The organism is Antiquaquibacter metalliresistens, from assembly GCF_029211225.1.
GTDB lineage: Bacteria > Actinomycetota > Actinomycetes > Actinomycetales > Microbacteriaceae > Rhodoglobus > Rhodoglobus metalliresistens.
In genome coordinates this window covers 217,969-239,749 of record NZ_JARGEM010000005.1, presented here as the reverse complement: position 1 = coordinate 239,749, position 21,781 = coordinate 217,969, and the positions used below count along the sequence as shown (strand labels likewise).

The 21,781-nt window shown below is 69.9% G+C and carries 20 protein-coding genes and 1 pseudogene; 7 read left to right on the top strand and 14 right to left on the bottom strand.

Features of this window, described 5'->3' with window-relative positions; genetic code table 11:
* Nucleotides 1-33: 33 nt before the first annotated feature.
* From ftsX to PYV02_RS11140, 3 genes are all read right to left on the bottom strand, one after another.
* A complete protein-coding gene (gene ftsX, locus PYV02_RS11150; RefSeq protein WP_275759097.1) occupies nucleotides 34-951 on the bottom strand; it encodes a permease-like cell division protein FtsX in 918 nt (305 codons plus the stop codon).
* A complete protein-coding gene (gene ftsE / locus PYV02_RS11145) occupies nucleotides 948-1,673 on the bottom strand; it encodes a cell division ATP-binding protein FtsE (protein ID WP_275759095.1) in 726 nt (241 codons plus the stop codon). The genes ftsX and ftsE overlap by 4 nt, the downstream gene beginning before the upstream one ends.
* An 85-nt stretch (nucleotides 1,674-1,758) precedes the next feature.
* A complete protein-coding gene (locus PYV02_RS11140; RefSeq protein WP_275759094.1) occupies nucleotides 1,759-2,292 on the bottom strand; it encodes a potassium channel family protein in 534 nt (177 codons plus the stop codon).
* A 38-nt stretch (nucleotides 2,293-2,330) separates the two neighbouring features.
* On the opposite strand from PYV02_RS11140, the gene PYV02_RS11135 reads away from it, so the two are divergent.
* On the top strand, nucleotides 2,331-3,158 hold the full coding sequence (locus tag PYV02_RS11135) for an SDR family oxidoreductase (protein ID WP_275759093.1): 828 nt from the start codon (nucleotides 2,331-2,333) through the stop codon (nucleotides 3,156-3,158).
* 23 nt (nucleotides 3,159-3,181) lie between these two features.
* Here the strand turns inward: PYV02_RS11135 and prfB are convergent, their stop codons facing one another.
* Nucleotides 3,182-4,291, bottom strand: a complete 1,110-nt coding sequence (prfB, locus tag PYV02_RS11130) for a peptide chain release factor 2 (protein ID WP_275759092.1) — start codon at nucleotides 4,289-4,291, stop codon at nucleotides 3,182-3,184.
* A gap of 59 nt (nucleotides 4,292-4,350) precedes the next feature.
* Here prfB and PYV02_RS11125 point away from each other — a divergent pair, with 59 nt between their 5' ends.
* From PYV02_RS11125 to PYV02_RS11115, 3 genes are read left to right on the top strand one after another with little or no spacing between them, the layout of a single operon-like run.
* Nucleotides 4,351-5,604, top strand: a complete 1,254-nt coding sequence (locus tag PYV02_RS11125; protein ID WP_275759091.1) for an MFS transporter — start codon at nucleotides 4,351-4,353, stop codon at nucleotides 5,602-5,604.
* A 3-nt stretch (nucleotides 5,605-5,607) separates the two neighbouring features.
* Nucleotides 5,608-5,895 carry a PLD nuclease N-terminal domain-containing protein gene (locus PYV02_RS11120; RefSeq protein ID WP_275759090.1) on the top strand — a complete coding sequence of 96 codons (288 nt, stop codon included), beginning with the start codon at nucleotides 5,608-5,610 and terminating at the stop codon, nucleotides 5,893-5,895.
* Between the two features lie 26 nt (nucleotides 5,896-5,921).
* The gene (locus PYV02_RS11115) at nucleotides 5,922-6,563 is read left to right on the top strand and encodes a LysE family translocator (protein WP_275759089.1); all 642 of its coding nucleotides are present in this window, start codon (nucleotides 5,922-5,924) and stop codon (nucleotides 6,561-6,563) included.
* A gap of 68 nt (nucleotides 6,564-6,631) precedes the next feature.
* Here the strand turns inward: PYV02_RS11115 and PYV02_RS11110 are convergent.
* A pseudogene (locus PYV02_RS11110) lies at nucleotides 6,632-7,507 on the bottom strand (EamA family transporter); the annotation flags it as partial.
* Nucleotides 7,508-7,577: 70 nt separating this feature from the next.
* Here PYV02_RS11110 and PYV02_RS11105 point away from each other — a divergent pair.
* Complete coding sequence (locus tag PYV02_RS11105; RefSeq protein ID WP_275759088.1) at nucleotides 7,578-8,129, top strand: CGNR zinc finger domain-containing protein; 552 nt, start codon at nucleotides 7,578-7,580, stop codon at nucleotides 8,127-8,129.
* Nucleotides 8,130-8,153: 24 nt separating this feature from the next.
* Here the strand turns inward: PYV02_RS11105 and gatA are convergent, their stop codons facing one another.
* The 7 genes from gatA to PYV02_RS11070 form a co-directional block, all read right to left on the bottom strand.
* Nucleotides 8,154-9,632 carry an Asp-tRNA(Asn)/Glu-tRNA(Gln) amidotransferase subunit GatA gene (gatA, locus tag PYV02_RS11100; protein WP_275759177.1) on the bottom strand — a complete coding sequence of 493 codons (1,479 nt, stop codon included), beginning with the start codon at nucleotides 9,630-9,632 and terminating at the stop codon, nucleotides 8,154-8,156.
* Between the two features lie 11 nt (nucleotides 9,633-9,643).
* Nucleotides 9,644-9,943, bottom strand: a complete 300-nt coding sequence (gene gatC / locus PYV02_RS11095; RefSeq protein WP_275759087.1) for an Asp-tRNA(Asn)/Glu-tRNA(Gln) amidotransferase subunit GatC — start codon at nucleotides 9,941-9,943, stop codon at nucleotides 9,644-9,646.
* 32 nt (nucleotides 9,944-9,975) lie between these two features.
* Complete coding sequence (locus PYV02_RS11090; RefSeq protein WP_275759086.1) at nucleotides 9,976-10,410, bottom strand: hypothetical protein; 435 nt, start codon at nucleotides 10,408-10,410, stop codon at nucleotides 9,976-9,978.
* A 73-nt stretch (nucleotides 10,411-10,483) separates the two neighbouring features.
* The gene (locus PYV02_RS11085; protein WP_275759085.1) at nucleotides 10,484-11,749 is read right to left on the bottom strand and encodes an alpha/beta hydrolase; all 1,266 of its coding nucleotides are present in this window, start codon (nucleotides 11,747-11,749) and stop codon (nucleotides 10,484-10,486) included.
* 206 nt (nucleotides 11,750-11,955) lie between these two features.
* The gene (ligA, locus tag PYV02_RS11080; protein ID WP_275759084.1) at nucleotides 11,956-14,178 is read right to left on the bottom strand and encodes an NAD-dependent DNA ligase LigA; all 2,223 of its coding nucleotides are present in this window, start codon (nucleotides 14,176-14,178) and stop codon (nucleotides 11,956-11,958) included.
* Nucleotides 14,179-14,217: 39 nt separating this feature from the next.
* Complete coding sequence (mnmA, locus tag PYV02_RS11075; protein ID WP_275759083.1) at nucleotides 14,218-15,342, bottom strand: tRNA 2-thiouridine(34) synthase MnmA; 1,125 nt, start codon at nucleotides 15,340-15,342, stop codon at nucleotides 14,218-14,220.
* A 119-nt stretch (nucleotides 15,343-15,461) separates the two neighbouring features.
* Nucleotides 15,462-16,571 carry a cysteine desulfurase family protein gene (locus PYV02_RS11070; protein WP_275759082.1) on the bottom strand — a complete coding sequence of 370 codons (1,110 nt, stop codon included), beginning with the start codon at nucleotides 16,569-16,571 and terminating at the stop codon, nucleotides 15,462-15,464.
* Nucleotides 16,572-16,610: 39 nt separating this feature from the next.
* On the opposite strand from PYV02_RS11070, the gene glgX reads away from it, so the two are divergent.
* Both glgX and ybaK read left to right on the top strand, forming a co-directional pair.
* Nucleotides 16,611-18,671 carry a glycogen debranching protein GlgX gene (glgX, locus tag PYV02_RS11065; protein ID WP_275759081.1) on the top strand — a complete coding sequence of 687 codons (2,061 nt, stop codon included), beginning with the start codon at nucleotides 16,611-16,613 and terminating at the stop codon, nucleotides 18,669-18,671.
* Between the two features lie 28 nt (nucleotides 18,672-18,699).
* The gene (gene ybaK / locus PYV02_RS11060; protein ID WP_275759080.1) at nucleotides 18,700-19,188 is read left to right on the top strand and encodes a Cys-tRNA(Pro) deacylase; all 489 of its coding nucleotides are present in this window, start codon (nucleotides 18,700-18,702) and stop codon (nucleotides 19,186-19,188) included.
* A gap of 3 nt (nucleotides 19,189-19,191) precedes the next feature.
* On the opposite strand, the gene PYV02_RS11055 is transcribed toward ybaK, so the two are convergent.
* Together PYV02_RS11055 and PYV02_RS11050 are read right to left on the bottom strand one after the other, a co-directional pair.
* On the bottom strand, nucleotides 19,192-20,517 hold the full coding sequence (locus PYV02_RS11055) for an aspartate aminotransferase family protein (RefSeq protein WP_275759079.1): 1,326 nt from the start codon (nucleotides 20,515-20,517) through the stop codon (nucleotides 19,192-19,194).
* A gap of 63 nt (nucleotides 20,518-20,580) precedes the next feature.
* The gene (locus PYV02_RS11050) at nucleotides 20,581-21,747 is read right to left on the bottom strand and encodes an ABC transporter substrate-binding protein (RefSeq protein WP_275759078.1); all 1,167 of its coding nucleotides are present in this window, start codon (nucleotides 21,745-21,747) and stop codon (nucleotides 20,581-20,583) included.
* Between the last annotated feature and the right edge of the window lie 34 nt (nucleotides 21,748-21,781).

The following is a 21,781-nucleotide window of genomic DNA, read 5'->3' as shown; positions in this document are numbered from 1 at the left end:
GCGATGGTGCCACGTCGCGCCGTCGGTGTCCAGCTAGACCTTGAGGTAGCGCGCGATCGCGACGCCCGCCGACGCCGCGGCGAGCGCGGCGCCCACGACCAGCAGGATCGGCACGACCACGAGCGCATCGCTCAGACTCACGAGCGTCGTGTTCGGCCCGAGCGTCGGCGCGAGGTAGCCGCGCACGAAGAACTGCACGATCGCCACGATCGCGCCGCCGGCCAGCAGCGAGCCGATCACCGCCGCGAACACGCCCTCGAGAATGAACGGGGTCTGGATGAAGCGGTTCGATGCCCCGACCAGCCGCATGATCCCGAGCTCACGCCGCCGACTGAACGCACTGAGTCGAATGGTGGTGGCGATCAGCAGCACCGCGGCCACGAGCATGAGCGCCGCCACGCCGATCGCGGTGTACGAGGCGGCGTTCAGCACGGCGAAGATCTGGTCGAGGTATCCGCGCTGATCCTGCACGTCTTCCACGCCGGCCTCACCGGAGAGGCTCTCGATCAGGATGTCGGCGTCCGAGGGGTCGATCAGGTTCACCCGGAAGCTCTCGTTCAGGGTCTCCGGGGTGACGAATCCGGCCAGCGGGCTGTCGCCGAGCTGGTTCTGGAAGTTCTCGTACGCCTGCTCGTGTGACTCGAACTCGTACTTCTCGATGTAGGGGGCGAGCGTCTCGGACTGCAACCGTTGCTCGATGTTGTCGATCTGCGCCTGGGTGGCCTCCGCCTGGGTGCAGTTGCCGGTGGTGTCGAGGTCGGTGCACAGGTAGACCGCGACCTGCGCACGGTCGTACCAGTAGCCCTTCATCTGCGTGATCTGCATCTGCAGCAGAATCGCCGCGCCGACGAAGGTCAGGGAGATGAAGGTGACCAGGATCACCGAGACCACCATGGATACGTTGCGGCGCAGGCCGCTCGCGACCTCGCCCATGATCAGACCGAATCTCACAGCGCGCTCCCGACCGGGAAGTCCTGCACCGGGATCGCCGAGGTCTGATAGCCGCCCTGCCGCTCGTCACGCACGATCTGGCCGGTCACGAGCTCGATCACCCGGCGCTGCATCTGGTTGACGATGCCCGCGTCGTGGGTGGCCATGAGCACGGTCGTGCCCCCGAGGTTGATGCGCTCGAGCAGCGTCATGATGCCGGCCGAGGTGGCCGGGTCGAGGTTTCCGGTCGGCTCGTCGGCGAGCAGGATGGCGGGCTTGTTGACGACGGCGCGCGCGATCGCGACACGCTGCTGCTCGCCACCGGAGAGCTCGTGCGGGTAGCGACTCGACTTGCCGGCGAGTCCCACCATCTTGAGGGCGTCGGGCACGGCCTCCTGGATGAAGCCGCGGCTCTTGCCGATCACCTGCAGCGTGAAGGCCACGTTGTCGAACACGGTCTTGTTCGGCAGCAGCCGGAAGTCCTGGAACACCACGCCGAGGTTGCGCCGGAAGTAGGGCACCTTGCGGTTGGCGAGCGTGTTCAGCTGCTGGCCGAGCACGTGGATCTCGCCCTTGGTCGGCGTCTCCTCCCGCAGGATGAGTCGCAGGAAACTGGACTTGCCGGAGCCGGAGGCGCCGACGAGGAACACGAACTCGCCCTTGAGGATCTCCAGGGTCACCGAGTTCAGGGCCGGACGCGTGGTGCCCGGGTAGGCCTTCGTGACGGAGTCGAAGCGGATCATCGGTGCGAGCCTAGGCAGGAAGCGAGGCGAACTTCGCAGCGACGCGCTGAACGCGCCGACTCCCAGCTTTGCGGGGCGCCCGCCGTCAGGATTCGCGTGCCGCCCGGCCGCGGGCGACCGCCCCCGCCAGCAGTCGCACCCCGGCGGCGAGCAGCACCAGATCGACGAGCATCTGCACCATGACGGCGATGCGGGCGGCATCCGTGACGGCGACGATGTCGCCGAACCCGACGGTGGAGAGCACCGTCGTCGTGAAGTAGAGCGCGCCGATCTTGTCGAGCGGCTGCGAGAACGCACCGGGATGCTGATCCGCGATCATCAGGTAGGTGATCGCGAACGCGACGTTGATCAGGGTGACCAGCACGCCGACCGCCTCGATCGCCCGCAGGGTCGGCCGGTCGGCGATCGTGATCGCCCGAAGCTGGCCGATGAGCGCGAGCGCGAACAGCGCCGCCCCGGCCGCGAATACCAGGAACGGCCAGAGATCGAAGATGCCGATCGGCACGAAGGCATACGCGACATACAGGCCGGCCACCGCGGCCGTCGTGCGCAGGAGGGTCGTGAGGATCGGTCGGCCGCGCGACGACCCGGATACCGTCGGCTCGCTGGGCTGCGTCATCGGTTCCCTCCTCCTCGCCGGAATACTAGCCTCGGAGCATGGCGCAGAAGGTGTGGTTCATCACGGGCGCGTCCCGTGGCTTCGGGCGTGAATGGGCCACGGCCGCCCTCGAGCGCGGTGATCGGGTCGCCGCCACCGCGCGCGACACCGCGATGCTCGACGAGTTGGTCGAGTGGTTCGGGGATGCGATCCTGCCGATCCAACTCGACGTCACCGACCGGGAGGCCGACTTCGCCGCGGTGCAGCAGGCGCACGAGCGGTTCGGGCGTCTCGACGTGGTGATCAACAACGCCGGCTACGGGCAGTTCGGCTTCATCGAGGAGCTCACCGAGCAGGAGGCGCGGGAGCAGATGGAGACCAACGTCTTCGGCGCCCTCTGGATCACGCAGGCGGCGCTGCCGTTGCTGCGCGAGCAGGGGTCGGGGCACATCATCCAGGTGTCGTCGATCGGCGGCATCACGGCGTTCCCGAACATCGGCATCTACAACGCCTCCAAGTGGGCGCTCGAGGGATTCAGCCAGGCGCTCGCCGCCGAGGTCGCCGAGTTCGGCATCCACGTGACGCTCGTCGAGCCGGGCGCGTTCTCGACCGACTGGGGCGGTGCGTCGGCACGGCACTCCGAGCCGCTCCCGGCGTACGCCGAAGTGCACGCGAAGGCGCAGGCGGCCCGCCAGGCGCGCGCGGGCCGCGGCACGGGAGACCCGCACGCGACGGCCGCGGCGATGCTGCGGATCGTGGATGCCGCCGAGCCGCCGCTGCGCGTCTTCTTCGGCACGAGCCCGCTGCCGCTGGCGAAGGCCGACTACGAACGACGACTGAAGACCTGGGAGGACTGGAACGACGTGTCGGTGCTCGCCCAGGGGTAGGGCCGTCGCGGATCGCTCGCGCGCTACTGCTCGACGGCGCGCTTGCGCCACTTGATGCCGGCGGCGATAAAGCCGTCGATGTCACCGTCGAAGACCTTCGAGGGGTTGCCCTCCTCGTACTCGGTGCGCAGGTCTTTGACCATCTGGTACGGCGCGAGCACGTAGCTGCGCATCTGGTCGCCCCAGCTCGCGGTGATCACGCCGGCGAGATCCTTCTTGACGGCCGCCTCCTGCTCCTTCTGCAGGATGAGCAGCCGGGACTGCAGCACGCGCATCGCGGCGGCGCGGTTCTGGATCTGGCTCTTCTCGTTCTGCATCGAGACGACCGTGCCGGTCGGCAAGTGGGTGATCCGCACCGCCGAGTCGGTGGTGTTGACCGACTGACCGCCCGGCCCGCTCGAGCGGAACACGTCGACGCGGATGTCGTTCTCCGGGATTTCGATGGCCTCGGTCTCCTCCATGAGCGGGATGACCTCGACCGCCGCGAAGCTCGTTTGACGCTTGCCCGCCGCACCGAACGGGCTCATGCGCACGAGGCGGTGCGTGCCCGCCTCGACGCTCAGGGTGCCGAAGGCGTAGGGCGCATCCACCTCGAAGGTCGCGGACTTGATGCCCGCCTCCTCCGCGTAGCTCGTGTCCATCACCGTGACGGGGTACTTGTGCCGCTCGGCCCAGCGCAGGTACATGCGCATGAGCATCTCGGCGAAGTCCGCGGCATCCACCCCGCCGGCGCCGGCGCGGATCGTGATGACCGCCGGGCGCTGGTCGTACTCGCCGTCGAGCAGGGTCTGCACCTCGAGGTCGCCGAGGGTCTTCTGGATCGCGGCGAGTTCGTCGCGGGCGTCGGCGGCGGCCGAGGCATCCTGCTCCTCGTTCGCGAGCTGCACCATGATCTCGAGGTCGTCGAGTCGGGATGCGATGGACTCGATGCGGGCGAGCTCGGACTGCCGGTGGCTGAGCGCGCTCGTGACCTTCTGCGCCTTCTCCGGGTCGTCCCAGAGGTCGGGCACGCCGGCCTCCTCGCTCAGCGAGGCGATCTCCGCCTGCAGCCGGTCGACGCCGACGACGGAGCGGATGTCGGCGAAAGTGGACCGAAGGGCCGCGATCTCGCCGGAGAAGTCGAGTTCATCCATGTCGGCGTCCAGCCTACCGGGCGCACCGCATCCGAGCCCCGGGCATAGGCTCGGAGACGATGTCGACCGCCGAACCGCCGTTCAGTTGGCGCGCGATCGCGCTGCCCGCGCTGCTGCCCACGCTGTTGTTCTCGATCGGCGAGGGCGCGATCATCCCGATCATCCCGCTCGTCGCGAGCAACCTCGGGGCCTCGCTCGCGATCGCGGGCCTCGTCGCGGCGCTGCTGCTGATCGGGGAGCTGATCGGCAACATCCCGAGCGGCTGGCTCGTCGCGCGCATCGGGGAACGGCCGGCGATGATCGGCGCCGCCGCGCTGTCGGTGGTGGGGCTCGTGATCTGCCTGATCGCGCCGCATCCGGTCGCGCTCGCGTTCGGCGTGCTGCTCGTCGGGCTCTCGGCGGCCGTGTTCGCCCTGGCCCGCCATGCGTTCCTGACCAGTTTCGTGCCGCTGGCGTATCGGGCCCGGGCGCTCTCCACCCTCGGTGGCGTGTTCCGGCTCGGCTTCTTCGTCGGCCCGTTCATCACGGCCGCGGTGATCCAGCTGACGGGCGTCGTGGCGTTCGCGTTCTGGATCCATGTCATCGCGTGCCTCGCCACGGCGCTCGTGCTCGTGACCCTTCCCGACCCGACGACGACCTTCGGTTCGGTGCGCACCGTGCGGCTCGCCGGCCGGGAGCTCCGCGAGGGCGAGGCGCTCGTCGAGCAGGAGTCGTCCGGGCTGTTCCGCACGCTCGTGGCACGCCGCGACGTGCTCGCCCGGCTCGGGCTCGGTGCGGCGCTGGTCGGGGCGCTGCGTGCGAGTCGGCAGGTGATCCTGCCGCTCTGGGCGGTGAGCATCGGCGTCGGCGATGCGGATGCCGCGCTCGTCATCGGCATCGCCGGCGGGGTCGACTTCGCCCTGTTCTACCTCAGCGGCTCGATCATGGATCGGTTCGGACGGTTGTGGACCGCCGTGCCATCGATGGTCGGTCTCGGCATCGGTCACCTCGCGCTCGCGCTGACTCATGACCTCTCCACGAACGTGCAGTGGTTCATCGCCGCGGCGATGATCCTCGCGCTGGCCAACGGGCTCGGCAGCGGCATCCTGATGACACTCGGCGCCGACCTCGCAGACCCGGCGAACCCAGCGCCCTTCCTCGGCGCGTGGCGGTTCACCGGCGGGCTCGGCGGGGCGGCCGCGCCACTGCTGCTGTCGGCGATCACCGCGGCCGCTTCGCTCGCGGTCGGGGCCGGCGTGCTCGGCGTGCTCGGCTTCGTGGGCGCGGGTGTGCTTGCCCGATACGTGCCACGCTACCTGCCGCGTCAACGCTAGGGTATGGCTGACACGACGAAGGGATCGAACATGCTCGACATCATCTCCATGGCCGAGGGCGACGGTCGTGGCGAGGCGATCGGCATCGTGATCATCCTCGGTTGGATCATCCTCGGCATCGCGCAGATCATCCTGTTCATCGCTGCCCTGGTGTCGATCCTGAGCTCCCAGCGCTACACCGGCGGCGGCAAGTTCCTCTGGGTGGTCGTGGTGTTCTTCGCGCCGCTGTTCGGCGCGCTCGGCTGGTTCATCGCCGGCCGGCGGGCGCAGATCCGCACGAACGTTCCCTGAGCGCGCTCCTGCTCTAACATCGGTTCATGGTGCCCACCGCGAACCTCCTCGCGTTCTGTCTCGTCGCGATCCCGCTCATCCTCGTGCCCGGCCCGAGCGTGCTTTTCGTCATCGGCAGATCGCTCTCCCTCGGCCGCCTGGGCGGACTGCTCAGCGTGATCGGCAATGCGATCGGCGCACTCGTCGTGGTGATCGCCGTGGCGTTCGGCGTCGGCATCGTGGTCGCGCAGTCGGTGGTGATCTTCACCATCGTCAAGATCGTCGGTGCGGCCTACCTGATCTACCTCGGCGTGCAGGCCATCCGGCATCGCCGGGAGCGATCGGATGCCGCGACCAGCGGTCCGGCATCCCGCTCGACCTGGCGCCTGCTGCTGCAGGGCTTCTTCGTCGGAGTCTCGAACCCGAAGACGATCGTGTTCTTCATCGCCGTGCTGCCGCAGTTCGTCGACTACTCGGCGGGGGCGATCCCGCTTCAGCTGCTCGAGTTGGGCGCGCTCTTCGTGGCGATCGCGTTGGTGACCGACAGCGTCTGGGCGCTCGCCGCCGGTTTGGCGCGTGACTGGTTCGGCCGTTCCCCTCGTCGCCTCGCGACGCTCGGGGCGACCGGCGGCGTGTTCATGATCGGGCTCGGGGCAGCCTCGCTGTTCATCGGCAACAGCAAGGACTGAGCGTCGGGGTCGGTCGACCCGGCCTCGATCGGCGCATCCGTCTGCTTCTCGGAGCGCACGAAGGCGATGCCCACGAGGATGAGCACCCCGCCGAGCAGTTGCAGTGGGCTGAGCGCCTCACCCAGCAGTACCCACGCGAACAACGAGGCGAACACCACCTCGAGCAGACCGACGAACGACATCAGTCGGGAACCGAGCATCTCCGACGCGGCGATCGAGGCGACGTAGGCGACGGCGGTGCTCACCACGGCGACGATCGCGATCGGCACCCACCAGGGTGCGCTCGCACCCAGCAGCGGCACCTCCCCGAAGGTCGCCGTGAACGGCACGATGCCGATCGCGCCGACGATGCCGAGTGCGATCGCGCCGAAGACCAGTCCGGCAGCAGCGAAAGCGACGGGCGGAAGGCCGTCGGAGGGCCGCGCGGCGATCACGTAGTAGATGGCGCAACCGACCGCCGCGAGCCCGGCGAAGACGAGACCGAGACCGTCGGCGGCGACGAGGCTGCCCGGTCCGATCACCAGCACGAGGCCGCCGATCGCGACGACCGAGCCGATGAGCACGACGGGGCGCGGCATCCGTCTCGAGGTCGCCCAGACGAAGGCGACGAGCAGCAGCGGTGCGAGGTACTCGATGAGCAGCGCGGTGGAGACCGGAACGCGCTGGATCGCGGCGAAGTACACCAACTGGGTGCCGGCCACACCGATGAGCGCCATGCCCAGGATGCGCCAGCGGGCCCGCCACAGGGCATCCCACCGACCGCGCAGCGACACGAGCGCCACCGGCAGCAGCACAAGTCCGGCCACTCCGGCACGCATGGTGACCGCGGCCGCCGGACTCCAGCCGCTCTCGAGAAGGGGCTTGATGAACGCCCCCGAGGTGCCGAACGTGAGCGAGGCGAGGAGGCCGATGAGGAGGCCTCGAGAGGTCGTGGAGCGGATCATGCGCGGTGCCCGTCATGAGTGAAGTGGATTACACTCCTGACACTAGACCTCGATCGAATAAGGACTCAAATTGCATTTCGCCCCTGACACGGAGGACACGCTCGAGTTCCTCACGGCACTCGCGAATACGCATCCGACCGCCTCCCGCAGCGGCGAGGACGAGCTGGCCACGCAGGCTCAGCTCATCGCCCTGCTCGACGAGCACGGCTATACCGGCCGCTTCGATCGCGACGACGCCGAGCTGCGCGAGGTGCATGAGACCCGCGACCGGGTGCGCGCGGTCTGGAGCATGACGCGCGACGACGCCGTGGAGGAGGTCAACGCCTGGCTGCGGGATGCGAACGCTCTGCCGTTCCTCATCCGTCACGACCGTTTCGACTGGCACTTGCACGCCACCGAGGCCGACGCCCCGCTCGCCGAACGCATCCGGGTGGAGGGCGCGCTCGCCTTCGCCGACGTCATCCGCACCGACGAGATGGGCCGGATGCGGGTGTGCGACGCCGAGGACTGCACCGGTGTGCTGCTCGACCTCTCCCGCAACGGATCGCGACGCTTCTGCAGCGTCCGCTGCGGAAACCGGGTCAACCAGCAGGGCTACCGCGAGCGCGTCGCGGGGCGGTGACGGGACAGCCGCGCCACGTGGCGCTCAGCCCAGGCTCGGCGCCTTCGCGAGCAATGGTCCGCCCCAGCGCTCCTCGAGGAGGCGCTCGAGGGTCGCCCCGAGGCGGTAGAGCCGGGCGTCTTCGCGGGCGGGAGCCATGATCTGGAAGCCGACGGGCAGGCCGTCCTCGGCCAGGCCCATCGGCAGGCCCATGCCGGGCACGCCTGCCAGGTTGGCGGGGATCGTGGTGACGTCGTTGAGATACATCGCCAGCGGGTCGTTGACCTTCTCGCCGAGCTTGAACGCCGTGGTCGGCGCGGCGGGCGAGACGAGCACGTCCGCCTGGTCGAAGGCGGCGGCGAAGTCGCGCTGAATGAGCGTGCGCACCTTCTGCGCGCTGCCGTAGTAGGCGTCGTAGTAGCCCGCGCTCAGCGCGTACGTGCCGAGGATCACGCGCCGCTTGACCTCGGCGCCGAACCCGAGCTCGCGCGTGGCCGCCATGACCTCCTCGACCGTGCCGCTCACCGCGGCGCGCAGACCGAAGCGCACCGAGTCGAACTTCGCCAGGTTGCTGGATGCCTCGGCCGGCAAGATCACGTAGTACGCCGCCACCGCGTACTCGAAGTGGGGCGCCGAGACCTCGACGATCTCCGCCCCCGCCGAGGTGAGCAGCTCGAGCGCCTCGTGGAAGCGGTCGGAGACGCCCTGCTGGAAGCCGGGCTGGTCGAGCTCCTTGACGACGCCGACGCGCAGGCCTTTGAGCGACTCGGCGGCGGCGCCCTCGCGCGCCGCGGCCGCGAACGACGGCCAGACGTCCTTGAGCGAGGTGGAATCGCGCGGGTCGTGACCGCCGATGACGTCGTGCAGCAGTGCGGCGTCGAGCACGCTGCGCGTGACCGGGCCGACCTGATCGAGCGATGATGCGAGCGCGATCGCGCCGTAGCGCGAGACGCCGCCATAGGTCGGCTTCACCCCCACCGAGCCGGTGACGGCGGCGGGCTGCCGGATCGAGCCGCCGGTGTCCGAGCCGAGCGCGAGCGGGGCTTCGAAGGCCGCGACCGCCGCGGCGGAACCGCCGCCCGATCCGCCCGGGATGCGCTCGAGATCCCACGGGTTCTTCGTCGGCCCGAACGCGGAGTGCTCGGTGGACGATCCCATCGCGAACTCGTCCATGTTGGTCTTGCCGAGCGGCACGAGTCCCGCGGCCTTGAGCTTGGCGACCGGGGTGGCGTCGTAGGGTGGGATCCAGCCCTCGAGGATGCGCGAACCGGCGGTCGATGGCATCCCGACCGTGCACAGCACGTCCTTGATCGCGATCGGCACACCGGCGAGCTCGCCGAGCGGCTCGCCCGCGGCGCGCTGCGCGTCGATGAGTGCGGCGGTGTCGATCGCGTCCGCGTTGATGTGCAGGAAGGCGTGCACGTCACCGTCCACCGCCGCGATGCGGTCGAGGTGGGCCTGCGTGACCTCGACCGAGGAGACCTCGCGTGAGGCGAGCTTGGCCGCGAGCTCGGCGGCCGACATCTCGACGAGGCTCACTGCTCCTCCCCCAGGATCGCCGAGACCTTGAACCGCGAACCGTCGTGCTCCGGCGCGCCCGAGAGCGCCTGCTCGGTCGTGAGCGTGACACCGGGAACGTCGTCCCGGTAGACGTTCACGAGCGGGATCGGGTGGCTCGTCGCCGGAACGTCCGGGGTGGCGACCTCGCTCACCTTGGCGACCGAGTCGACGATCGCGCCGAGCTCGCCCGTGAGACTGCGGATCTCGTCCTCGGTCAACGCGATACGCGCGAGGGTGGCCAGGTGGCTGACGACTTCAGGGGTGATCTCGGACACCGGACAATCCTATGCGGCGCTCCAGCATGCACTCACCGGGCCGGACTGCACTCGCCCTCGCCCTGCAGCGACATCGCGTGCTCGCTCACGCGGAACACGAGGAGCTCCCCGCCGAAGCGCCCCTGCACCTCGATGACCGGGTCGATGGTCGCGCGGGTGACCTCGTAGCCCCAGGACTCCCACGCGGCATCCACCAGCTCGGCGGCAGTCTGCGGGTCGGCCGGCGGCGTGCCGATGCGCAGCACCGACGCGCGCGAACCCGCCGTCCAGGGCGGGATGACGCAGCCCCTCGGCACCGCATCGTCCAACGGCGTCCAACTGCCGCCCGCGAGCTCCTGGGTCTGGTCGACGGCGCGCACCAGATGGGTGCGTGCGTCGTCGGCGGTCACACCCCAGGCCGCCGGAACGGCGCAGCCCGCCAACGGCAGCACGAGCAGGAGTGCGAACGCGCGCGATGTCCTGGCCATGGTCCCCCGATCCGTCCGTCACGGTAGCACCGGTGGTCGTGGACCCGCGCGGCCCCGTCCGGGGGTGACGCGATCAGTGAGCGAGGATGCCGCTCGGCGCCGGCCGTCCGTCGGTGACGAGCGCACCCTCGCCGATGCCGATGAGCGCGAGGTTGCGCAACGACTCGGTACCGGGACTGAAGTACTCGATGTGCCCGAAGGATGCGGCGAGCGCCTTGTGTGTGAGCGGATCCGTCGTGCCGACCGCGCCGAAGACATGCGCACCGTAGCCGGCCGATCCGGGGTCGCTGCCGAAGAACGCGCTGTCGGGCACCGGGTCCCAGGGAGCCTCTCCGACGTACACGTTGCCGTTGCGCACGTGCAGCTCGTTCACGGACTTGGCGGGGCTGCCCGGCGAGCCGACGACGGCGAGCGCGTCGATCTCGAAGTCGTACTCGGTGAGCGCCATGAGCGCGGCGGTCGACCCGTAGGAGTGGCCGATCACGGTGATGTACGGCTGCTCGGCACCGCGCAGCGACTGCAGTCCCTGGATGGCGCCAGCGAGCAGGTCGCGGCCCTCGAGCGCGTTGTCGATCGAGCCGACGTTGGTGAGGTTCGGCGTCTGGTAGCCGATCCAGGCGACGGTGGCGACGCTCGCGTCGGGGTCGTCGCCGAGCAGGGCGAGCCAGGCGCGCTGCTCGTCGGCGAGGCGGGCCGCGGCATCCGTCCAGTAACCCATCTGCCCCTCGATGGTGAAGAACATGCCGGGGACCATGAAGGTGACGTAGTCGGCGGTGCGCAGATCGCCGAGCACGATCGCCGCCTTGCCCTGACCGCGCACGTCGAGGCTCATGAGCGTGCGCCTCGAGTCGGCGTACCTGCCCCCCAGCGCCTCGGAGATCGAGGTGAGCATGCGCAGCTGCATCTTGGCGTTCTCGACGACCGTTCGGCCGTTCTCGTTCGCGATGACGCGCTCGAGGTCGTCGATGGTCGAGGTCAGCATCGAGCGGTTGGCGATATCGCGGTAGACGAACGGGATGCCGTCGAGGTTTCCGACCAACTGCGGCGTCGCGGAGCGCAGCGCCACGCGCCGTTGACCGTCGAGGGAGTTCCACCAGATCGAGACCTCGGCGGCCAGAGGCGGATCGGTGAGCAGCGAGTCGATCGCCGCGGGGTTGGCGGCCACGAAGGTGCCGATGTCGGAGATCGAGATCTGCGAGAGCTGACGGAGCACGCCGTCGGCCTGACCGAAGCGGGATCCGCCGTCGGTCACCGGCTGCGCATCGGGGATCGGCTGCACGACCGGCGCGAGATCGAGCACGAGCACCACGGCCGTGTCGTATGCCGTGATTTCGTGCACGCCAAAGGCCTCGGCGACGGGTCCCAGTGCCACCGAGGCGGATAGAACAGCTGCGACGTCAAACAGCAATTCGGGTCTCTTCCTCAGATTGTGCGCGACATCGCCCCGCCTCCCACCGGGGCTCGATCGTGCGTCACCAGCTTAGGGGACAGAACGCCCCGTTCGGGGGACGAGTTTCGAGGATTTTCCAGGGTGCCTCCGGGCGTTCACTCGAGCGCGTCGGGGCCGTCTTTCAGGAGCCTCGCAAACTGCTGCGCGTCGATGATCCGCACGCCCAACTGCTCGGCCTTGCCGAGCTTCGAACCGGCACCGGGGCCGGCCGCGACGAAGTCCGTCTTCTTGGACACGCTCGACGCGGCCTTGCCTCCCGCGGCGATGATCGCCTCGATCGCGCCCTCCCGCGTGAATCCCTCCAGGCTGCCCGTCGCGACCACGGTGAGACCGGCGAGCGGACCCTCCGTGGATGCCGCGGCCCCGGGCCCGGGGTGACCGGGCGTCGCGAGCTGCACCCCGGCATCCGCCCAACGCGTGAGGATCTCGTCGTGCCAGTCGACGGCGAACCAGTCGATCAGCGCGTCGGCGATGATCGGACCGACGCCCTCGACGGCCGCGAGCTCGTCGCGGGTCGCCGTGCGCATCGCCGCGATCGAACCGAAGTAGCCGGCGAGGGCCCGCGCGGCGACGGGGCCGACGTGGCGGATGCTGAGGGACACGAGCACGCGCCACAGCTCCTTCGTCTTGGCCTTCTCGAGCTCCTCGAGCAGCTTCGTCGCGGCGCTGGAGGGCACCGAGTCCGCATCCCCCGGCTGCCCCGGCTCCCACGGCCCGTCGGCCTTCTTGCGCTGCCGACGGAAGGGGGTCTCGCTGCGTCCCGTGCGCAGGCCGGTGAGCGGATCGCGCACGCCGACCTCGATCGGCACGAGGTCGGCGAGCGTGAGTTCGAAGAGCCCGGCCTCGGTGATCAGGGGCGGGGTCGCCGGCACATCCGGCTGCGTGAGCGCCGCGGCGCCGACCTCGCCGAGTCCCTCGATGTCGAGCGCGCCACGGCTGCCGATGTGCTCCACCCGCCCGCGAACCTGCGCCGGGCAGCTGCGGGCGTTCGGGCAGCGCAGATCGATGTCGCCCTCCTTGGCGGGAGCCAGGGCGGTGCCGCATTCCGGGCAGTGCGTCGGCATCACGAACTCGCGCTCGGTGCCGTCGCGCAGCTCGACCACGGGGCCGAGCACCTCGGGGATCACGTCGCCGGCCTTGCGCAGCACCACGATGTCGCCGATGAGCACGCCCTTGGCCTTCACGACGTCCTGGTTGTGCAGGGTCGCCTGCCGCACGACGGAGCCGGCGACGCGGGCGGGCTCCATGACCGCGAACGGGGTGACGCGGCCGGTGCGACCGACCGAGACGACGATGTCGAGCAGCTTCGTGTTCACCTGCTCGGGCGGGTACTTGTAGGCGATCGCCCAGCGCGGCGCGCGACTGGTGGCCCCGAGCTCCTCGTGCAGGGCGAGCTCGTCGACCTTCACCACCACGCCGTCGATCTCGTGTTCGACGCTGTCGCGGTGCTCGCCGTAGTAGGCAATGAACTCCTCGGCGCCGGCCGCCGAATCCGTCACCCGGAAGTGCGTGCTGGTCGGCAGGCCCCACGCGGCGAGCAGACCGTAGACCTCGCTCTGGCTGGCCACGGGCGGGTTCGGCCAGGCGCCGATGCCGTGCACGAGCATCCTCAACCGCGACAGGCGGCGGCGCATGAGGTCGAGCCCGGCCGCGCTCTTGCCCTCGGACTTCTGCCGCAGCGACCCGGATGCGGCGTTGCGCGGGTTCGCGAACACGCGCTCCCCCGCCTCGGCCTGCTCCGAGTTGAGCGCCCGGAAGGCCTCGACCGGGAAGAAGATCTCGCCGCGCACCTCGACGATCGGCGGATGCCCCGTGCCGGCCAGTCGCGTCGGGATCGACTCGATCGCCCGCACGTTCTCGGTGACGTCTTCGCCGACCACGCCGTCGCCCCGGGTCGCGGCGCTCGTGAGCCGACCGTTCTCGTAGCGCAGGCTGATCGCCAGTCCGTCGATCTTCAGCTCGCAGAGGTAGTCGACGGCGCGACCGGAGTCCCGCTCCACCTTGGCGGCCCAGGCCGCGAACTCCTCGAGCGAGAACACGTTGTCGAGGCTCAGCATGCGCTCGGCGTGGCGCACCGGGTCGAACAGCGTGGCGGCGCGCCCGCCCACCGTCTGGGTCGGGCTGTCCTGCCCCTGCAGCTCGGGGTAGAGACGCTCGAGTTCTTCGAGACGGCGCATCATCGCGTCGTACTCCGAGTCGGGCACGAGCTCGGCGTCGCGCTCGTAGTAGGCGTCGCGCAGTTCGAGGATGCGGGTGGTCAGCGCCTCGACCTCGCGGTGCGCCGCGTCGAGCGAGAGTTCCAGGTCGTCGTCCGCCACCTCTCCAGACTAGGCCCGGCCACCGACGCGCCGGGAGGGCTAGACGGGCACCGGCGCGGCCGACACGGTGCGATCGATGGTGCATTGGCCGATCACGCGCGTGCCGTCGTAGATCACCGCGGTCTGCCCCGGGGCGACGCCCTCGATCGGCTGCGCGGGCCGGATCACGAGCTCGGGGGCTCCGGTCGTCGCGTGCGGCGCGAGCCGCGCGATCGCGGGCACGGGGTCGGCGTGGGCGCGAACCTGCACCTCGACGTCGAAGGGGGTGGTCGCGGCATCCGGCGCCCGACCGGCCCAGCTGAAGGTGGAGCCAGCGAGCTCGCCCACCGCGAGCGCCTCGCGCGGACCCACGACGACGGCGTTCTGCTTCGGCCGCACCTCGAGCACGAAGCGCGGCCTGCCGTCATCGGCCGGGTAGCCGATGTTCAGGCCCTTGCGCTGGCCGACGGTGAAGGCCAGCGCGCCCTCGTGGCTGCCGATCACGGCGCCCGAGCGGTCGAGGATCTCCCCCGGCTCGGCGCCGACCTTGTCGGCGAGCCAGCCGCGGGTGTCGCCGTCCGGGATGAAGCAGATGTCGTGGGAGTCGGGCTTCTGAGCGAGGGTGAAGCCGCGCTCGGCGGCTTCGGCGCGCACCTCGGCCTTCGACGGGGTCGACCCGAGCGGGAACATGCAGTGCGCGAGCTGCTCCGCGGTGAGCACCCCCAGCACGTAGGACTGGTCCTTCGCCCAGTCGGCGGCGCGGTGCAGCTCGCGCTGGCCGTCGGGGCCGATCACGATCGAGGCGTAGTGGCCGGTCGCGACGGCATCGAAACCGAGCGCGACGGCCTTCTCGAGCAGGGCGGCGAACTTGATGCGCTCGTTGCAGCGCATGCACGGGTTGGGGGTACGGCCCGCGGCGTATTCGGCGACGAAGTCGTCGACGACGTCGGCCTTGAACCGCTCCGAGAAGTCCCACACGTAATACGGGATGCCGAGCCGGGATGCCACGCGCTGCGCGTCCATCGAGTCCTCGATCGTGCAGCATCCCCGGCTTCCGGTGCGCAGGGTGCCGGGCTGACGGCTGAGCGCGAGGTGCACGCCCACGACCTCGTGACCGGCGTCCACCGCCCGCGCGGCCGCAACCGCGGAGTCCACGCCACCGCTCATCGCCGCCAGGATCTTCACGGAAACCAGTGTAGGCAGCACCAATGCGGAGGATGACACGCCGGTCGTGGACCCTGGGGGCCTGCTGCACGGCGTGTCGTCCTCCGCACTGGCTGGGTCGGAGGCGGATGACCGGGCGGTCAGCCGGAGAGGCCCGCGGCGCGGGCGCGTTCCACCGCGGGCGGCAGGGCGGCCAGCAGCGCGTCGACGTCCGCGTCGGTGGAGCCGTGGCCCAGCGTGAACCGCAGGGCGCCGCGCGCGGTGGGCTCGTCGAGTCCCATCGCGAGCAGCACGTGGGATGCCTCGGGCACCCCCGCCTGGCAGGCCGAGCCCGTCGAGGCGCTGATGCCCGCGGCATCCAGCAGGAACAGCAGGGAGTCGCCCTCGCACCCGGGGAAGGTGAAGTGCGCGTTGCTGGACAGCCGGTCGACCGGGTCGCCGCGCAGCACCGCGTCGGGCACGGCCGCGAGCACGCCGGCGACGAGCCGGTCGCGCAGCGCCGCGACATCCGGATGCGGCAGCGTCAGCGCCGTCGCGAGCGCGACGGCTCCGGCGACGTCCTGCGTGCCCGAACGGTAGGGCTGCTGATTCCCGCCGTGGATGAGCGGGGTCACGACGCTGCCGCGCGCGAGGGCGAGCGCGCCCACCCCGACCGGCCCGCCGAGCTTGTGGGCGGAGATGCTGACCGCCGCGAGCCCGGCCGGCAGCGGCACCTGGCCGAGCGCGCCGACCGCATCGACGTGCACCGGCACGTCCCCGGCGATGCGCACGACCTCGGCCACCGGCTGCACCGTGCCCACCTCGTTGTTGGCGAGCAGGGTCGTGACGAGCGCGACGTCGTCGCCCATCGCGGCCTCCAGCGCCGCGAGGTCGATGCGGCCCAGCGCATCCACCGGAATCCAGTCGATCACGGCACCCTCGTGCCGCTCCAGCCACTCGAGCGCGTCGATCGTCGCGTGGTGCTCGGCGCGGGTCGCGAGGATCCTGTTGCGTGGCGCCCGGGACCAGAACAGTCCCTTGATCGCGAGGTTGATCGACTCCGTGCCGCCCGAGGTGAACGTCACCTGGATCGGGTCGACCCCGAGCGCGGCGGCGACCGTCTCGCGGGCGCTCTCCAGCATCCCCTTCGCCTGCTGGCCGAAGGAGTGGATCGACGACGGGTTGCCCACGATGGCCAGCGCGGCGACATAGGCGGCGAGCACCTCGTTGCGCATCGGGGTGGTCGCCGCGTGATCGAGGTAGACGGCCATGTAACAAGCATGACGCACACGGTCAGTACGCTGTACTGCATGCCTGACGCCGATCCGCTCGACGGTCTGGGCGTGCGCCTCGGCCCGAGGGGCGGCGAGCTGCGCGTGTGGTCGGCCAGCGCCTCATCGATCGAGTTGTGCCTGTTCGACGACCGCGACCTCAACTGGGTGGCCAAGACCATCCCGCTGACCAAGGGCGCCGGCGACGTCTGGAGCGTCACCTCGAAGCTGCTCGCTCCCGGCGTGAAGTACTCGCTGCGCGCCGATGGGCCCAATGAGCCCGGCCACGCCTTCGACCCCAGCCTGCACCTCGTCGACCCCTACGCTCGCGGCCTGTGGCGCACCCAGAACGGCGAGTTCCGCGCCTATGTGCAGCCCGATGACGACTTCGACTGGGGCGGTGTCGAGAAGCCGCGCATCCCCATGGACCACGCCGTGCTCTACGAAGCGCATGCCAAGGGCCTCACCAAGCTCAACCCGCACCTGCCCGAGGAGCTTCGCGGCACCTACGCCGGGCTCGCGCATACCTCCACGATCGCCTATCTCAAGGATCTCGGGGTGACCACGATCGAGCTGCTGCCGGTGCACCAGTTCGTGAGTGAGCAGCGCCTGATCAAGCAGGGGCTGACCAACTACTGGGGCTACAACACGCTGAACTTCTTCACCCCGCACGGCGCCTACGCCACGCGCGAGGCGCAGTCGGGCGGCGCCGGCGCGGTGCTGCGCGAGTTCAAGGGCATGGTCAAGCTGCTGCACGAGGCGGGACTCGAGGTCGTACTCGATGTCGTCTACAACCACACCGCCGAGGAGGGCCTCGGAGGGCCGACGACCTCGTTGCGGGGCCTCGACAACAAGCACTACTACCGGCAGACCGCCGACGGCGAGTACGTCGATGTCACCGGATGCGGCAACTCCGTGAACACCGCGACCCCCGCCGCCGCGCGACTGATCCTCGACTCGCTGCGCTATTGGGCGAACGACGTGCAGGTGGACGGGTTCCGCTTCGACCTCGCCGCCACCCTCGGCCGCGACGAGATGAACGAGTTCCAGACCGACCACCCGCTGCTGCTGGCGATCCGCGACGATCCGGCGCTCGCCGAGTCGAAGATCATCGCCGAACCGTGGGACGTCGGGATGGGCGGCTGGCAGGTGGGCAACTTCCCCGGTCCCGGCACCGCCCGCGGCTGGACCGAGTGGAACGACGGCTACCGCGACCGCGCGCGGGACTTCTGGCTCACCGACATCGCCGCCGACCGTGCGAACGGCACGGCTCCCAACGGCATCGGCTCGCTCGCGCGCCGGCTCACCGGGTCCGCGCACGTGTTCTCCGCCGAGCGGGGTCCGCTCGCCTCGCTGAACTTCATCACCGCGCACGACGGCTTCACGATGGCCGACCTCACCGCCTACGACACGAAGCACAACCTCGGCAACGGCGAGAACAACCGGGACGGCACCGACAACAACCACTCGTTCAACCACGGCGTGGAGGGTCCCACCACCGACGAGGCGATCCTCGGCGTGCGGCGCAAGGCGATGCGCAACCTCATGGGCACGCTGCTGCTGAGCGCGGGCATCCCGATGATCACCGCCGGCGACGAGTTCGGGCGCACGCAACGCGGCAACAACAACGCCTACTGCCACGACAGCGAGCTGACCTGGGTGCCCTGGGAGCACGAACGCTGGCAGGATGACCTGCTCACCGTCACTCGCCAGCTGATCGCACTGCGGCGAGAGAACCCCGCGCTGCGACCCGTGCGCTACGGCAAGTGGGGCGAGACGGTGCCGAGCGCCACACAGATGGACTGGTACAACAAACAGGGCCTGGCGATGTCGGTGGAGGACTGGGACTCCCCCGAGGAGCGCACGCTGCAGTACCTCGCGGCGTCGACGCCCGAGTTCGAACCGTTCAACCGCATCCTGCTCGTGGTACACGGGCTCGAGGATGCGGTGACGGTCACCCTGCCCGAACACGAGGGCGTGCACTCGTACACGCTGCTCTGGGACTCGAACGATCCGGATGGCGGGGGCGGCGGCGAGCACGGCCCCGGCAGCGAGTTGGAGATCGCCGGCACCTCGATGGTGTTGTTCCGCGCGCACTGACCCGCTCGCGCTGTGGCACCATATCCCGGTGGCCAAGCGCAGCGAGGGACCGGGAACGCCGGCGACGCTCGTCCTCACGGTCGCCGGCATCCCGTTCGCCGCGCACGTCTACGAGCACGATGCGGCGAACACGAACTTCGGCCTCGAGGCCGCCAGCGCGCTGGGGCTCGACCCGGAACGGGTGTTCAAGACGCTCCTGGCCGATCTGGACGGCGAACTCGTCGTCGGCATCGTGCCCGTGACCGGCAAGCTCGACCTCAAGGGTCTCGCCGCCGCCCTCGGCGGTAAGAAGGCGGAGATGGCCGATCCGAAGCTCGCCGAGCGCCGCACCGGCTACGTGGTCGGCGGCATCAGCCCGGTCGGGCAGAAGACGCGCCACCGCACGGTGCTCGACGAGACCGCCGAGCTGTGGGACACCGTCTACGTCTCGGGCGGGCGGCGCGGTTTCGACCTCGAGCTCGCGCCCGCCGACCTCGTCGCGGTCACGGGCGCGGTCGTCGCCGACATCGCCCGCTGACCGCTACAGCGCGGCCTCGACCGCGGTGAAGGCCTCGTCGTAGATCGCGAGAGCGCGCGCGACGTCGTCGGTGCTGACGTTGCACGGCGGCACCACATGGATGCGGTTCTCGGCCTGGAACGGCAGCAGCCCGCGGGCCATGAGCGCCTTCTTGAGCTCGAGCACGATCGACGCCGACACCGGCATGCGGGTTTCGCGGTCGGAGACGAGGTCGAGCGCCCAGAACACGCCCAGACCGCGCACCTCGCCGATCATCGGATGCTTGTCCGCGAGCTCCGCGAGCCCCGGCGCCAGGTGGTCGGCCCCGATCATCGCGGCGTGCTCGATGGTGCCCTCGGCCTCCATGGCATCGAGCGCGCCCACGATGGAGCCCGCGGCGAGCGGATGCCCGGAGTAGGTCAACCCGCCCGGGAAGACCTGCTGGTCGAAGGCATGCGCGATCGACTCGGAGATCGCCACCCCGCCGATCGGCACGTAGCCGGAGTTCACGCCCTTCGCAAAGGTGATGAGGTCGGGGGTCGCACCGAACTGCTGCCAGGCGAACCACGAGCCGGTGCGACCGAAGCCGCACATGACCTCGTCGGCGATCCAGAGAATGTCGTACTTGTCGCACAGCGCGCGCACGCCCTCGAGGTAGCCGGGCGGCGGCACGATCACACCAGCCGTGCCCGGCACGGTCTCGAGCAGGATCGCCGCGATCGACGAGGCGCCCTCCGACACGATCACGCGCTCGAGGTGGTGCAGGGCGCGCTCGGTCTCCTGCTCCGGCGAGTCGGACCAGAACTCCGAGCGGTACGGGAACGGGCCGAAGAAGTGCACGTGTCCACGCGCGAACTCGTTGGGGATGCGCCGCCAGTCACCCGTCGCGACGATCGCGGCACCCGTGTTGCCGTGGTACGAGCGGTAGGTGGAGAGCACCTTGTCGCGCCCGGTCGTCAGCCGCGCCATCCGGATCGCGTTCTCGATGGCGTCGGCGCCGCCGTTGGTGAAGAACACCTTGCCGAACGGGCTGCCGGCACGCCCCAGGATGCGCTTGGCGGCCTCGCCGCGCGCGAGGTTGGCGTGCGAAGGCGCCACCGTGGCGAGCACGTCGGCTTGCGCCTTGATCGCGGCGACGATCGCGGGATGCTGGTGCCCCAGGTTCGTGTTGACGAGCTGGCTCGAGAAGTCCAGATATCGATTGCCGTCGAAGTCCCACACCTCCGAGCCCAGGCCTCCCGCGATGACCAGCGGATCGAGTGATGCCTGCGCCGACCAGGAGTGGAAGACGTGCGCGCGATCCAGGTCGTAGGCGAGCTGGCCGTCGGCGGGGTTGAGTTCGTGGTGCATGGCGCTGGCCTTTCGGGATGGAGCGGGGCCGGCCGCAGCCGACCCCGCTCACGTTACTCGGTGTTACTGTCCGCCCTCGGTGAGCACGACGTCGATCGGCGTGTACTCGCCGTCGACGACGATGCCCTCGTCCTCGAGCTCGGCGAGGGCCTTCTCGATGTACTCGTTGGAGTACGCCGAGGCCGAAGGCTCCGCCGTGATGAGGTTCAGCCCGTCCTGGTTGACCGCGGCGAGTGCACCCGCGACGGTCTTGTCCCAGGCCGCCGTGTCGACGAGGCCGAAGGCGCCGCCGGCCCAGATGAGCTTGTTGACCTCGTTCATCTGCCAGAGCTGGTGCACCGGTCCGACGGGGAAGGCCGCCTCGGCGTTGATCGCGTAGTCGTAGACGATCGCCGCGGCATCCTCCGGGTTGTCCCGCGCGTAGATCCAGCCCTTGGTGATGGCCTTCAGGAAGCGCACGGCGGCGTCGGCGTAGGCCGGGTCGTCGTTCAATCGCGCGGTGTCGGCCCAGATGGCATCCTGCAGCATCGCACCCTCGGTCTCCTCGTACGAGACGACGTCGAAGTCCTCCGGCTGGTAGAGCTCGCCGGTGGCTGGGTTGACGACTTCGAGGATCTGCGCCCACTCGTTGTAGGTCATCGCCTGGGCGGCGTCGACGTCACCGTCCAGGAGCGCGTTCATGCTGAAGTCCTGCGTCGTGATCGAGACGGACGTCGAGTCGAGTCCCTCGGCGGCCATGGCCGCGAAGATCTCCCACTCGTTGCCGAAGCCCCACGAGCCGATGCGCTTGCCCTCGAAGTCCGCGACTGTCGAAACACCGTCGCCCGCGAACGACACCTGCAGGGTGCCGGACTTCTGGAAGACCTGGGCGATGTCCGTGAGCTCGGCACCGGTGGCCTCGAGGGTGCCGAGCACCTTCGGAACCCACGCGATGGCGAAGTCGACGTCGCCGGCCACGAGGGCGTCCTGCGGCACGATGTCGCCGCCCGAGGGGATGATCTCGACGTCGTCGAAGCCCTCCTCCTCGAAGAAGCCCTGGTCGAGCGCCACGTAGTACCCGGCGAACTGGGACTGCGGCAGCCACTGCAGCTGGAGCTTGATGGACGTGAGCGGCTCGAAGTCGCCCGAGCTGTCGCTCTCGGTCGCCGGAGCCGAACAGGCCGCGAGCGCGATCGCCGCGACGGTCGCGACGGATGCGGCGGTGAGGCCGCGTCTGGTGCTGTGTCTCATGCTGTTCCTTTCGTGATGGTTGGTGCCTGGTGCT

Excerpts from the sequence above, each read along its gene's own strand:
- PYV02_RS11055 (WP_275759079.1), bottom strand. The coding sequence starts at position 20,517 with ATGCACCACGAACTCAACCCCGCCGACGGCCAGCTCGCCTACGACCTG.
- PYV02_RS11070 (WP_275759082.1), bottom strand. The coding sequence starts at position 16,571 with ATGGCCGTCTACCTCGATCACGCGGCGACCACCCCGATGCGCAACGAG.
- PYV02_RS11090 (WP_275759086.1), bottom strand. The coding sequence starts at position 10,410 with ATGGCCAGGACATCGCGCGCGTTCGCACTCCTGCTCGTGCTGCCGTTG.
- ftsE (WP_275759095.1), bottom strand. The coding sequence starts at position 1,673 with ATGATCCGCTTCGACTCCGTCACGAAGGCCTACCCGGGCACCACGCGT.
- PYV02_RS11120 (WP_275759090.1), top strand. The coding sequence starts at position 5,608 with ATGGCTGACACGACGAAGGGATCGAACATGCTCGACATCATCTCCATG.
- PYV02_RS11135 (WP_275759093.1), top strand. The coding sequence starts at position 2,331 with ATGGCGCAGAAGGTGTGGTTCATCACGGGCGCGTCCCGTGGCTTCGGG.
- prfB (WP_275759092.1), bottom strand. The coding sequence starts at position 4,291 with ATGGATGAACTCGACTTCTCCGGCGAGATCGCGGCCCTTCGGTCCACT.
- PYV02_RS11140 (WP_275759094.1), bottom strand. The coding sequence starts at position 2,292 with ATGACGCAGCCCAGCGAGCCGACGGTATCCGGGTCGTCGCGCGGCCGA.
- PYV02_RS11050 (WP_275759078.1), bottom strand. The coding sequence starts at position 21,747 with ATGAGACACAGCACCAGACGCGGCCTCACCGCCGCATCCGTCGCGACC.
- glgX (WP_275759081.1), top strand. The coding sequence starts at position 16,611 with ATGCCTGACGCCGATCCGCTCGACGGTCTGGGCGTGCGCCTCGGCCCG.
- gatA (WP_275759177.1), bottom strand. The coding sequence starts at position 9,632 with ATGTCGGCCGCCGAGCTCGCGGCCAAGCTCGCCTCACGCGAGGTCTCC.
- PYV02_RS11125 (WP_275759091.1), top strand. The coding sequence starts at position 4,351 with ATGTCGACCGCCGAACCGCCGTTCAGTTGGCGCGCGATCGCGCTGCCC.
- PYV02_RS11115 (WP_275759089.1), top strand. The coding sequence starts at position 5,922 with ATGGTGCCCACCGCGAACCTCCTCGCGTTCTGTCTCGTCGCGATCCCG.